Source organism: Winogradskyella litoriviva (assembly GCF_013249065.1).
Classification (GTDB): Bacteria; Bacteroidota; Bacteroidia; order Flavobacteriales; family Flavobacteriaceae; genus Winogradskyella; species Winogradskyella litoriviva.
Map to the genome: position 1 here is coordinate 517570 of NZ_JABRWQ010000004.1, position 12738 is coordinate 530307.

The 12738-nt window shown below is 31.6% G+C and carries 11 protein-coding genes and 1 other RNA gene; 5 read left to right on the plus strand and 7 right to left on the minus strand.

Annotated elements, in window-relative coordinates; translation table 11 throughout:
• Positions 1-12: 12 nt before the first annotated feature.
• The 3 genes from HNV10_RS11245 to ffs all read right to left on the minus strand — a co-directional run bounded on the left by HNV10_RS11245 (position 13) and on the right by ffs (position 1516).
• Positions 13-450 (minus strand): hypothetical protein, encoded by a 438-nt coding sequence (locus HNV10_RS11245; RefSeq protein WP_173301450.1) that lies wholly within the window; start codon positions 448-450, stop codon positions 13-15.
• Between the two features lie 29 nt (positions 451-479).
• Entirely contained in the window at positions 480-1283 is an 804-nt protein-coding gene (locus HNV10_RS11250) for an SDR family oxidoreductase (RefSeq protein ID WP_173301451.1), read from the minus strand.
• 134 nt (positions 1284-1417) lie between these two features.
• Positions 1418-1516, minus strand: an RNA gene (gene ffs, locus HNV10_RS11255) — signal recognition particle sRNA small type.
• A 99-nt stretch (positions 1517-1615) separates the two neighbouring features.
• Here ffs and HNV10_RS11260 point away from each other — a divergent pair.
• From HNV10_RS11260 to HNV10_RS11275, 4 genes are all read left to right on the plus strand, one after another.
• Positions 1616-2644, plus strand: coding sequence for a glutaminyl-peptide cyclotransferase (locus tag HNV10_RS11260; RefSeq protein WP_173301452.1), 1029 nt, complete (start codon positions 1616-1618; stop codon positions 2642-2644).
• A 29-nt stretch (positions 2645-2673) separates the two neighbouring features.
• Positions 2674-3063: an acyl-CoA thioesterase gene (locus HNV10_RS11265; RefSeq protein ID WP_173301453.1), complete on the plus strand. Its 390-nt coding sequence runs from the start codon at positions 2674-2676 to the stop codon at positions 3061-3063.
• Between the two features lie 83 nt (positions 3064-3146).
• On the plus strand, positions 3147-3917 hold the full coding sequence (locus HNV10_RS11270; RefSeq protein ID WP_173301454.1) for a hypothetical protein: 771 nt from the start codon (positions 3147-3149) through the stop codon (positions 3915-3917).
• Between the two features lie 85 nt (positions 3918-4002).
• Complete coding sequence (locus HNV10_RS11275; RefSeq protein ID WP_173301455.1) at positions 4003-5571, plus strand: right-handed parallel beta-helix repeat-containing protein; 1569 nt, start codon at positions 4003-4005, stop codon at positions 5569-5571.
• A gap of 280 nt (positions 5572-5851) precedes the next feature.
• Here HNV10_RS11275 and glgP read toward each other — a convergent pair whose 3' ends face one another.
• The 3 genes from glgP to glyA form a co-directional block, all read right to left on the minus strand.
• Entirely contained in the window at positions 5852-7492 is a 1641-nt protein-coding gene (gene glgP, locus HNV10_RS11280; protein ID WP_173301456.1) for an alpha-glucan family phosphorylase, read from the minus strand.
• Between the two features lie 146 nt (positions 7493-7638).
• Positions 7639-8094 carry a hypothetical protein gene (locus HNV10_RS11285; RefSeq protein ID WP_173301457.1) on the minus strand — a complete coding sequence of 152 codons (456 nt, stop codon included), beginning with the start codon at positions 8092-8094 and terminating at the stop codon, positions 7639-7641.
• Positions 8095-8246: 152 nt separating this feature from the next.
• Positions 8247-9521, minus strand: a complete 1275-nt coding sequence (glyA, locus tag HNV10_RS11290) for a serine hydroxymethyltransferase (RefSeq protein WP_173301458.1) — start codon at positions 9519-9521, stop codon at positions 8247-8249.
• A gap of 110 nt (positions 9522-9631) precedes the next feature.
• Between glyA and fahA the strand changes: the two genes are divergently transcribed.
• Entirely contained in the window at positions 9632-10927 is a 1296-nt protein-coding gene (gene fahA / locus HNV10_RS11295; RefSeq protein WP_173301532.1) for a fumarylacetoacetase, read from the plus strand.
• A gap of 106 nt (positions 10928-11033) precedes the next feature.
• Here fahA and HNV10_RS11300 read toward each other — a convergent pair whose 3' ends face one another.
• On the minus strand, positions 11034-12716 hold the full coding sequence (locus tag HNV10_RS11300) for an RluA family pseudouridine synthase (RefSeq protein WP_173301459.1): 1683 nt from the start codon (positions 12714-12716) through the stop codon (positions 11034-11036).
• Positions 12717-12738 lie beyond the last annotated feature (22 nt).

The following is a 12738-nucleotide window of genomic DNA, read 5'->3' on the forward strand; positions in this document are numbered from 1 at the left end:
ACCAATGCTGTGTTATTTAGAAATAGATTTCCTATTATTCAAACTCATAAAAGTATAATAAACTAAAAACAACGATGCTATTAAGAAAGGTACACTTGTAAAAAATGATATTGCATATAGACTATTGTAACTCCAGTTTCCTGTAGTTAAGATACAAACGGAAATCCATAATACTAAAACACCAACTAAATTAAGAGTGTTCTTAAAGATTTTACTAGAAACAAAAAAGCTTATAATTAAAATGATTTTACCAATGAAAGAAATTAAACCAACCAGATCCAATCTATCTTGATAGTCTCCATCTAAACTAAAAGTTAATTCATTATTAAATAATGAGTTTACACTTAAATAATCTAAAAATACTAAAATTCCAATACCATGTCCTGCTCCTATTATTATAAAGCAATGAATAAGAATTGTATAAATTTTAATCTTTTTTAAGTCTTTCACAAACCCTTATCAACTTTTAGATGTTTAACTTATAACTTATAATGATTCATCAACATTTTCTCGTAAACTGTATCTGGAAGAATTCGTTTTAAAACAATGGAGAATTTCTGTAAAAAAGCACCAACTTTATAATGAATTTTAGGGTTCTTAGATTCAATGATCTTATAAATAGCTTCTGCCATTTGTTGTGGATCACTTCCGCTATCTACGTGCTCGTCCATCATGCTCAGCGTTTTGCCGTAAGTTGCTTTATATGGTGAGTTTTCTAATACTGGTGCGTGAAAACGACCAGCAGCAATGTTAGTTGCAAAATCACCAGGTGCAACATTGGTCATGTTAATATTAAAACCTTTTAATTCCATTCTAAAGGCTTCAGTTATTAATTCTAAAGCACCTTTACTTGCGCTGTAAACGCCTCTATATGGTAATCCCATATAACCAGCAATAGATGTTACATTAATAATTAAACCAGAATTTTGTTTCCGCATAGACGGTAATACTGCTTTGATGACATTGATTGGACCAAAAAAATTGGTTTCAAAATTTCGTTTTATTTCAGCGTCTGGAATTTCTTCAATTGGTCCTGTAATACCAGCACCAGCATTATTAAGAAGCACATCAATTTTAGATTCTTTAGATAAAATATCAAACACACATTTAGAAATAGTTTCAGGTTTAGTAACGTCTAACGCAACAATAGGAAATTTACTATTTGGATAATTATCCGGATTTCTACTTGTACCATAAACCTTAAAACCTTTAGCTTGTAGAAACTCGCCAACCGATTTCCCTATTCCAGAAGAACCTCCTGTTATTAAAACTACTTTAGACATACTTTAATCTATATTATGATTTCGAAAATACAAATTCCTAAATTAGTAGAAATTTACTCATGGTTTATTTTTTGATTTAAAACAAAAAAATCCTGAATAGCTATAGCTGTCAAGATTTGAGTTTATTGTACAAAAAAAGGCAAGCTACCTACATCACACCGCTACGACCATTTACCTTTGCTGCGTTCCCGCCCTGGAGGATTCAACAGGAGCTGGTTGTGTAGGACTTGCCGGCTGCAAAGATACAACCTTTTCAAACTTACACAATATTTAATTAGAGATTTTTAAACTGAATTTTATTTAATAACTTGCTAAAAATTCAAACAAATCCTATGCAACTTTCTAAATATTTAATTCTCTTTACGTTAACATTATTTATTACAAATTGTGGTGACACTAATGGCACAAAAAAATCTAGTTTATCAATAAAAATTAACGAACAATCATTGATGCTAGGTGATACATTAAAGTTGTCTATAAATAACCCTAAGAACCTAAATGTCAGCAGTGTTACATATGATTTAAACGGAAAAGCAATAGAAAACAATACTATTTTAAATAATATAACCTTAGGTAATAAAACCATTACGGCAACTGTAAATGTTGATGGTAAAACGGAAACAATTACTAAACCTGTTATTATTTTTAACAATGTGATTCCTACCATTTACACATTTGAAATTATAAACACCTACCCTCATGATATTACATCGTACACCCAAGGTTTAGAATTCTATAATGGTGAATTATACGAAAGTACAGGGCAAAAAGGAGAATCTAAGCTCCGAAAGTTAAACTTTGAAAATGGTGAAATCTTAAAAAACATTAATTTAGAAAATCAATATTTTGGAGAAGGATTAACTATTTTTAATGATAAAATCTATCAGTTAACATGGCAAAGCGAACGAGGTTTTGTATATGATGTAAATACTTTTGAAAAACTAAGTACATTTAAATACGGAACAAGTAAAGAAGGTTGGGGAATATGTAATGACGGAAAAACATTATATAAATCTGATGGAACAGAAAGAATCTACCTATTAAACCCAGAAAACTTAACAGAACAAAGCCATATTGAAGTTTTTACACAAAAAGGCAAAATCCCACGAATTAATGAGCTAGAATGGATTAATGGTAAAATATTCGCAAATATTTATCAAAGAAATGGCGTTGCAATAATAAACCCAAATACAGGTGGTGTTGAAGGTGTTATAAATTTTGAATCTTTAAAAGAGAAAGTAAAACAACATCCAGAATTAGATGTATTAAATGGTATTGCATACCACCCAGAACGAGAAACCATATTTGTTACAGGTAAAAACTGGGACAAACTTTTTGAAGTTAAAATTTCAGCTCAGTAATTATTATCTTTTAGCATCTAAAACAAAGCATGCAAATATTCGAAAAAACAATAGTAGTTTCAGAACAAGATATTGATGATCTAAACCATGTTAATAATGTACGTTATGTGCAATGGGTACAAGACATTGCTAAAGAACATTGGCTCACTTATGCAACTCAAAATATTTTAGAATCATACTCATGGTTTTTGGTTAATCATTTTATTGAGTATAAAAGTCAGGCGTTGCTTGGAGACACTTTACATTTAAAAACTTTTGTGTCTAAGGTTTCTGGTGTATCTACCATTAGACATGTAGAAATCACCAATGCAAAAACCAATCAGCTTATTGTTAATTCTAAAGCAAAATGGTGTTTAATAGATAATAAAACTCAACGACCTACTCGCATTGTTCCTGAAATTGGTAAATTATTCAATTAACATTTTTTTAGGTTAAAGTTTTTTTAATGCATACATAGTTTTCAATTGAATCTCTTTTCTTTAGGGTATCAATCAACTCAAACATGCTAAAAGCTACTACTTTCCTTTTTCTTTTATGCTTTCCTTTTATTCTTTATTCTCAAACATTAAACGGAAAAATCTATGATTCTAAAGGCGTTTTAAAAAACATTAAGGTATATAATAAAACGCAAGAACGACTAACATTAACCAATGCCAATGGTGAATTTAGCATAAACGCTAAAGTTAATGATAGTCTAACTTTTGAATCTTTATTCTATCATAAAAAAACCATTATATTAAAAGATATTCATTTTGAAGGTGTAGCTGTTTTTGAACTCAAAGAAATACAAACGGAACTCGATGAAGTTGAAATAATAGCTGAACCAGAACAGCCTGTTTTTACTGAAGAAACTTATAATAATGACCTTCAATCTATTTTAAAAGAAGATATTAAAAACAATCCTCACTTATACCAACCAGCAAATGCAACTGGTGGAGTAGATTTTATTGCGCTTATTGGTCTTGCCGTAAAACTTTTTAAAAAAAAAGATAAATATAAAGCACCTGTTTATCTACCCATTACATATACCCAAATGGATTCTTTATTTGAAAATAGTTCATTTTTTAATAAAGATTTAATTACAAAAGATTTAAAAATTCCAGAAAACAAATCACATCTGTTTTTTGATTTTTGTGAAGCGAAACAAATAAGTTCAGAATTACTTAAAGTTGAAAATAAAATACTATTGCTAGAAGAACTTGTATTAAATAGCCAACTGTTTTTAATTTTAATAGAACAATATAGTGAAGAGACTATTAAAAAGGAAGATTAGCAAACTACTGCATAATTTATACCTATCTATAATAAATCCTAACTTCAAAAGTTATATTTTTAAGCCTTAAATATATTTATGACTTATGAAGCGATTGCTATCATTCTTTATTTGTTTCGGAATCTTATTATTTTGGAGTTCTTGCAGAAACGATTTTGAATTTTCACCAAGTACAGGAAATTTAGAATTTGCAAAAGACACTATCTATTTAGATACTGTTTTTACCAACATTGGCTCTAGCACCTACAATCTTAAAGTATATAATCGCAGTGATGATGATATTGTGATACCTACCATTCAGTTTGAAAATGGAATCAATTCATTTTATAGAATGAATGTTGATGGACAAACAGGTTTAGAAGGTGAACAAGAAGGTAAATTTTTTGAAAACGTAGAATTATTAGCCAATGATAGTTTATATATTTTTATTGAAACAACCATTGATATTTCTTCAATCGGAAGCTTCTATAATCAATTTTTATATACAGATAAAATTCTTTTTGATGCAGGTAGTAACCAGCAGAACGTAGAGGTTGTAACTTTGGTAAAAGATGCCATTTTTATATATCCGGCTAAAGATGAAGAAACAAATATTATTGAAACCTTAACGTTTGATGTTGATGGAGACGGAACACCAGACGAGACCACCTTACAAGGACGTTTTCTAGACGATAGCGAATTAACTTTTACAAACAATAAACCCTATGTAATCTACGGTTATGCAGGTGTTGCAGAAGGTAAAACTTTAACTATGCAAGCAGGTGCACGTGTTCACTTTCATGCAGATTCCGGAATCATAGTTACTAATAATGCATCGCTTCATATCAATGGTGCGTACAGTCCAAACCAAGAAACCCTAGACAATGAGGTAATTCTAGAAGGTGACCGATTAGAACCTCTTTATGAAGATATTCCAGGTCAATGGGGAACAATCTGGTTGTATAATGGTAGCGACAACAATACCATTAATTATGCCACCATTAAAAATGCAACTATTGGTATTTTAGCAGAAGGAAATCAAACATCTGCAGAAGATAAATTAACTATTACTAATTCTCAAATTTACAATGTAAGTAGCTTTGGTATTTTAGGCAGAGCAACGTCTATTACAGCTGAAAACGTAGTGATTAATAATTGCGGACAATCTTCTTTTGCTGGCACTTTTGGCGGAAAATACAACTTTACCCATTGTACAATAGCTAATTACTGGAATAGTAGTTTTAGAGATTATCCTGCACTACTTATTAATGATTATTTTATTGACGAAGACAATACCATTTTCACCAATAACCTTACTGCAGCTAATTTTAATAACTGTATTATTTATGGTAACGATAACCCAGAATTTACCATAGAAAAGCAAGGGTCTGTTTTCAACTACAAATTTAGTAATTGTTTACTTAGATTTAATAATGAAACACTTGCTGATACTGAAAATTATAATTTTGATAATGTTACTCATTATGAAAATAATAGATTTAATGAAGACCCAGATTTTGAAGATCCTTTTGAAAATTTAATGCGCATTGGTGAAGATTCTGGTGCAATTAGTATTAATACAATTACATTTGGTGTAGAAAGTGATATCCTTGGTGCATCTAGACTAGGTGCTATAGACGCAGGAGCATATAATCGCACGTCATTTGATGATTAAAAATTATATTTTGTTTTGAAATCAAAAATCAATTATTCGAAATTCGCAATTGAAATTCTAAAATACTTATGGCTTACATTTAATATCCTTACCTCAATACCATATATCTTAGCCTTTATTTCAAAATTCGTACAGCCTTCGCTTAAAAATTTATCGTGGTCATATCTTATAATTATTGGGATAATTATTCTTATTTCTATATTGCTGAACTTAAAATGGATTAATAAAAAAAGCCCTTCAAACTAAATTAAAGGGCTTTCTAACATTTATTACAATATGATTAAAACAATTTCTTGTAATATTCATCTGCCATTCTTTTACTAGTAAACTCAGGGATAACACCATCCATTCCTTTAAAGACAATATCTTGCCATTTTTTTGGATTATTATAGTAAGTAGGAATTACTTTATTCTCTAAAATATCATATAAATTATTGGCATCAATATTATCTTGATCCCAAATAGGTAATTGATAATCTATAGCAGGTAAAACAAAACTATTTTCACCATCTTTTGCAAACTCAGGAATCCATCCATCATCGGTTGAAACATTTACAGAACCATTCATAGCAGCTGTCATTCCGCTAGTTCCAGAAGCTTCTCGTGTAATTCTAGGAGTATTTAACCAAACATCAGAACCACACTTTAGCTTTTTAGATAATTCTATCTCATATCCAATAAGTACAGCAAGATTAGGTTCTGTTTTAGAATGATTTACTAAGTGATTGAAAACATCTATTGCATAGTAATCATAAGGGTAAGGTTTACCTGCCCAAATAATTTGAACTGGATATTTTTGGTTAGAAATTAATTTTTTAAAGCGCTCAATATCATGTAATAATAAATCTGCTCTTTTATAACCTGCAAAACGTCTAGCCCAAACTATAGTTAATACTTTAGGATCAAATGTTTTACCTGTTTGCTTAAAAACTTCTTCAAATAACTCTTTTTTTAGAATTGTTTTTCTGGTTTTGTAAGCTTTTACCTTTTTGTTAGCCCAAGCTTTCTTAATACTAGCATCTTGCCAAAACTTTTGATTTTGTGCATTTGTAATTGGTATTATTTTACTTACTCCCTTATAATCCTTCCACATATCATTTGCCACTTTAGCATGTAGTTTAGAAACTCCATTTGCTTTTTTGGCCATTCTTAGTGCCGAAATGGTATAGTTAATCATTCCACCATTAACAGATTCCTTTTTTAGCTCTGCTTCAGAAAGTGTTCTACCAAAAAATCCACATCTATTTAAGTGTCGTGCATCACGCTCTTCATTTCCGGCTTTTTCTGGTGTATGAGTTGTAAATACCATTTGACTTTTCTTAACGCCTTGATCTTTTAAATAATAAAAGGCTGGCAATGCATGACCTTCATTTAAGTGATAAGTATCTGCGCCTCCTAATGCCTCAACAACTTTTGCTCCTCCTATACCTAATACAATACTTTGTGAAACACGTGTTACCTCATTAGCATCGTATAAATGATTAGTAATGGTTCTAGACAAATGGTCATTTCCATCAACGTCTGTTGTAAGAAAATACATTGGTACTGTACCAAAAATTTCGGGTTTTAATACATAGGCTCTTACTTTTACATGCGGATTATCATGAAGCTTTACCTCTACTTCAATTCCTGTATCTTCAAGAAAATCGAAATGTTTTTCGTTAAATTCAGTTCTTAAGGTTTGGTCATCGTTTCTAGCTTGATCGTAGTAACCATATTTCCAAAGCATACCAATACCAATCATATTTTGCTTAAGCTCATAACCAGAGCGCATATGTGATCCTGCCAAAAATCCAAGACCTCCAGAATAAATATTAAAAGATTGGTCAATCCCAAATTCCATACTAAAGTATGCTACTTTTTTCTTGTATTTTACTGCTGGCTTATATGGATGGTGCCAAGTATTGTATTCTGTATTCATTGTATTTCTGTATTTTTTTTAAACTTTAAAATTACTTCCTATTACACCTTATATTCTATGACAAATATCACTTAACTCTTTTTCATACATATTATTTTGATAAAACGTTAAAAAAAAGCCTTTCAAAATAAATTGAAAGGCTTTTTTTAGTTATCTAATATCAACGACTGCCACAACTCTGGCATATAGTCTTGGTAACCATATTGAATTGAAACAACACCTATATCTGGAATTAATATTATTTCAGAATCATTATAATTGCTATAAATTCTTAAAGCATCATCATATGAAACATCGTTAAAACTATAATTAATATATTCATTTTCTTCTAAGTCAAAGTATCCGAGAGCATCATCTACAACAGCTGCTTTAAATCCAGGTCCTGTGCTTACATATAACTCATACTCACTTCCGCTTTTCATTGATACTGTAATTTTCTCATAACTATCATCACAGTCTGGCCCTGAATAAAAAAATGCAGACGGACTACTTTCCTCATATATTTCACGTTCATACCTAATGTCGTTAAAAACAACTAAGTTCTCGTTAATATCTGTAAATGTAACAATACTCAAATTTTCGTAAGGAAATAATGCTATCATTTCTTCATCCAAATAATAAGTTTCTTTATCGCATTTACACGTATAAAAAAACAATAGAACCAAAATAAAAATAATTCCTCTCACAATATTGAACGTTAATAAACAGCTTTCATCTCAAATAAAATAATGTTTTAGACTGAGCGTAGAATTATCTAAGCATTAAACAAAGCACGTCCACCCATTAAAGCATTCACTTTCTCAGCAACACCAGCTAAAACAGTTTCGTCTTGGTAGTTTGCTAATACTTCGTCAATTAAATCTACAACGTAAGGCATATCAGTTTCCTTTAAACCTCTTGTAGTAATTGCTGCTGTGCCTACTCTAATACCAGAAGTTACAAAAGGAGATTCTGTATCAAAAGGTACCATGTTTTTATTTACTGTAATATCTGCTTTTACTAAGGCATTCTCTGCATCTTTACCAGTAATGTTTTTATTTCGTAGGTCAATTAACATCATGTGGTTGTCCGTTCCACCAGAAATTAAATTATAATCTTTAGCCACAAATGCTTTTGCCATAGCATCAGCATTGTGTTTTACTTGTAGCATATAATGTAAAAACTCATCGGTTAAAGCTTCGCCAAAAGCAATGGCTTTAGCTGCAATAATATGCTCTAATGGTCCACCTTGGTTACCTGGAAAAACACCAGAATCTAATAAACCAGACATTTTACGTAGTTTACCATTCTTTAAAGTAATACCAAATGGGTTATCAATATTTTCGCCCATCATAATCATTCCACCTCTTGGCCCACGTAAGGTTTTATGTGTTGTAGTTGTTACAATATGGCAATGTGGCATTGGGTCATTTAAAATACCTTTGGCAATTAAACCTGCTGGATGCGAAATATCAGCTAATAAAACAGCACCAACACTATCTGCAACTTCTCTAAACTTCGCAAAATCTATATCTCTAGAATAAGCAGAAGCACCAGCAATGATTAATTTTGGTTGCTCCTTTTTAGCTTGGTCAGCTAACATATCATAGTCTATATAACCAGTATCTTTTTTTACACCATAAAATGTAGGTCGATATAATTTACCTGAAAAATTCACAGGAGAACCATGTGTTAAGTGTCCACCATGAGACAAATCAAACCCTAAAATAGTATCGCCTGGCTTTAAACACGCATGAAAAACTGCTGTGTTTGCCTGACTCCCAGAGTGTGGTTGTACATTGGCATAAGCAGCGCCAAACAATGTTTTTGCTCTCTCAATAGCAATATTTTCTACCTCATCAACTACTTCACATCCACCATAATAGCGTTTACCAGGATAACCTTCAGCATATTTATTAGTTAAAACAGAACCTGCAGCTTCCATAACTTGGTCACTTACAAAATTCTCAGAGGCTATTAATTCTATACCATCTATCTGGCGTTCTTTTTCAGCATTAATGAGTTCAAAAATTTGTTCGTCGCGTTGCATATATATAGTGTTTGTTAAATCAGTACAAAAATAGTGAATACATTAGTTTAAATATCAAAAATTATGTAGGTTTGAATGAAATTAATGAACATTTAATCAACAATAACAATATGCCATTATCAGCCAATAATCCAGATAGAACGTCATGGTTACATGTCGGTAAATCTTCAGACTTCCCAATTCAAAACATTCCTTTTGGTGTTTTCTTAACCAGAGACGACATTATTACTATAGGAACAAGAATTGGAGATACTGCTATTGACCTTGGCGCTTTGCATCAATTAGGTTATTTTGAAGGTATTCCTTTAACAGACGATATTTTTTTACAAGACACCTTAAATGATTTTATTGCAGATGGTAGAAAAACATGGCGTTTAGTTAGAAATAGAATAGCACAAATTTTTGATGTAGAAAATGATACTTTAAAAAATAATGTACCACATAAAGAAACTATTTTATTTCGTTTAGATGAAATTGAAATGCAATTACCAATACAAGTTGGTGATTACACAGACTTCTACGCAAGTAAAGAACATGCAACTAATGTAGGTGCAATGTTTAGAGACCCAGAAAATGCGTTGTTACCAAATTGGGTACACATGCCAGTAGGTTACCATGGTAGAAGTTCTTCCATTATTCCTTCGGGAATTCCTATTCATCGTCCGCAAGGTCAAACATTACCAGATGGTGCAGACAAACCTGTTTTTGGGCCTTCAAAATTGGTGGACTTTGAATTAGAAATGGCTTTTATTACTACAGACGCTAATGATTTAGGAGAACCAATTCCTATTGAAGAAGCTGAAGAATACATCTTTGGGTTGGTTTTATTTAATGATTGGTCTGCACGTGATATTCAGAAATGGGAATATGTACCACTTGGACCATTCTTAGGTAAAAACTTTGCCTCTTCTATGTCGCCTTGGATTGTAACTCTAGATGCTTTAGAACCTTTTAGAACGGAAAGTCCAAAGCAAAACCCAAAACCTCTAGAATATCTTCAAACTAAAGGAAAAAAGAGCTTTGATATTAATTTAGAAGTTGGTATTCAGCCTAAAGGAGCAAAAGAAACCATTGTTTCTAAATCTAACTTTAAATATATGTATTGGAATATGTCTCAGCAATTAGCACACCATACTATAAATGGCTGTCCTGTAAATTCTGGGGATATGATGGGAAGTGGAACCATTTCTGGCCCTACACCAGATTCTTATGGTTCTATGTTAGAATTAAGCTGGAAAGGCACAAAACCTTTGAAGTTAAAGGATGGAACCGAACGTAAATTCATTAACGATAATGATACCGTAATTATGAGAGGCTATTGCGAAAATGATGATATTAGAATTGGGTTTGGTTCTGTAAAAACGAAATTATTACCTGTTTTTGATTCTAAGAAAAAGAAGAAATAAGCATTAAGCTAAAAATATATGTGAAGACCGAAGTTGAATTACTTTGGTCTTTTTTTGCATTAATCTAAAAGTTAATACGGAAGACAATCTCCTTAAAAACCGTCAACTAAAAAGAAGCTTCACAACTAAAACTTACCCATTCTTTTTTTACAGGGTGCTCAAAACTCAAAGTCTCAGCATGAAGGTGTAATCGGTTAGAAATTCTTCCGTATAAATCATCGCCAACAATAGGCATATTTAAACCTTTGTGGTGTGCTGCATGTACGCGCAACTGATGTGTTCTGCCAGAGATTGGATAAAAATGAATCCTTGTTTTATTATCTACAATCTCAACAACTTCAAATTTAGTGATTGCTTTTTTACCGTGTTGATAACAAACCAATTGCCTTGGTCTGTTATTTAAATCTACTCTTAAAGGTAAATCAATGATGCCTTGTTCAGCATTTAAAATTCCATCTAACAAAGCGACATAGCGCTTTTTTATAGTGCGTTCTATAAACTGTTTTTGAAGTTTTTTGTGTGTTCTTTCATTTTTAGCTACTAGCAACAAACCAGAGGTTGACATATCTAAACGATGCAACAATAACGGTCCTGTAGCATTTGGCAAATACGCTTGCATCCTCGTCAACACTGAATCTTTAATGGTTTTACCAGGAACAGATAAAAACTCATGAGGCTTATTCACGAGCAGTAAATAATCGTCCTCATAGATTATTTCTAATTCGCCATTAAACACACCTGCTAATTCAATAGGATTTGGTTCTACAACTAATCCTTGCATCATGTGTCCTAAAATAGGCTCGCAACGTCCTCTGCAAGATGGATAAAATTGTCCATGTTTTCTAACTTCTTTGCTTGGTGCAATTCCCCAATAAAATTCGACCATAGCAATAGGCTTCATGTTATTTTGATAAGCATACTGAAACAATTTAGGTGCAGCACATTCGCCAGCGGCTGCAGGTGGTTTTCCTAAATCTGTATTATTAAATATTGTAATTAAATCTTTGGTTTCGCCTTTAGCATTTAGAAATCTATAATGCTCATGAATCTCTTTTTGCAAACGTGCAGACAATGTTTTTCGTTCTAATTTTAAAGCTTCAATTGGATTTTGTAATTCGGTTACATCATTTTCTGCTTTTTTCAGCGCATCTTCTAGATGTAGTTTTAAATATTTTAAATCAATATTACTCTGAATACTTTGTTGCTTCAAATCTTCAAAAAAAAGTGCTTTTTCAGTATCTGTAAGATTTTGCTCTGCTTCTACTCTACGTTGTTTTCGCTTTTGTTTTTCGGCTTTGGCATTGGCTTTAAAATCTTCAAGCTTTTGAATGTTTTCAAACTTTAAATTCTTTAATTTATTTAAGGCTATTTCTATTTCAGGGTTTTGTTCTAGTTGTTCTATTTCGGCTGTTAAATCATTTAAATGCGCATCATTTTGTTTGTAAAAACCATTGGTATTCAAAGTATCATAAACTGGTGGTACAAATCCTTTTAAATGATTGCTTTCTGCTAATTTTCCTGAAAATGCTGCGAGGTAACCTATTTTTCCTTCTGTTGTTTCAACTAACATTACACCAAACATTTTTCCGAGTTTTAGACCTTTTTTTGTATCGTCTAATCCAAAATTATGTTCAAAATTTTGCTGCGTAGTTAAATATGCTTTTAACTCATCTGCAGCTTTAATACAAAGTGGATGTGGTGTGTAATAAAACGGAAATGTAAACTCTTTCGGAAGTTTTTCCGAAGATGTTTCTAAAGGATGAAAACAACCATTTTCCGTATTAAACATAGTACTTTCAATTGATTTGCAA

Coding starts and splice junctions, on each gene's coding strand:
- fahA (WP_173301532.1), top strand. CDS start 9,632: ATGCCATTATCAGCCAATAATCCAGATAGAACGTCATGGTTACATGTC.
- HNV10_RS11265 (WP_173301453.1), top strand. CDS start 2,674: ATGCAAATATTCGAAAAAACAATAGTAGTTTCAGAACAAGATATTGAT.
- HNV10_RS11270 (WP_173301454.1), top strand. CDS start 3,147: ATGCTAAAAGCTACTACTTTCCTTTTTCTTTTATGCTTTCCTTTTATT.
- HNV10_RS11260 (WP_173301452.1), top strand. CDS start 1,616: ATGCAACTTTCTAAATATTTAATTCTCTTTACGTTAACATTATTTATT.
- glyA (WP_173301458.1), bottom strand. CDS start 9,521: ATGCAACGCGACGAACAAATTTTTGAACTCATTAATGCTGAAAAAGAA.
- glgP (WP_173301456.1), bottom strand. CDS start 7,492: ATGAATACAGAATACAATACTTGGCACCATCCATATAAGCCAGCAGTA.
- HNV10_RS11285 (WP_173301457.1), bottom strand. CDS start 8,094: ATGATAGCATTATTTCCTTACGAAAATTTGAGTATTGTTACATTTACA.
- HNV10_RS11300 (WP_173301459.1), bottom strand. CDS start 12,716: ATGTTTAATACGGAAAATGGTTGTTTTCATCCTTTAGAAACATCTTCG.
- HNV10_RS11275 (WP_173301455.1), top strand. CDS start 4,003: ATGAAGCGATTGCTATCATTCTTTATTTGTTTCGGAATCTTATTATTT.
- HNV10_RS11250 (WP_173301451.1), bottom strand. CDS start 1,283: ATGTCTAAAGTAGTTTTAATAACAGGAGGTTCTTCTGGAATAGGGAAA.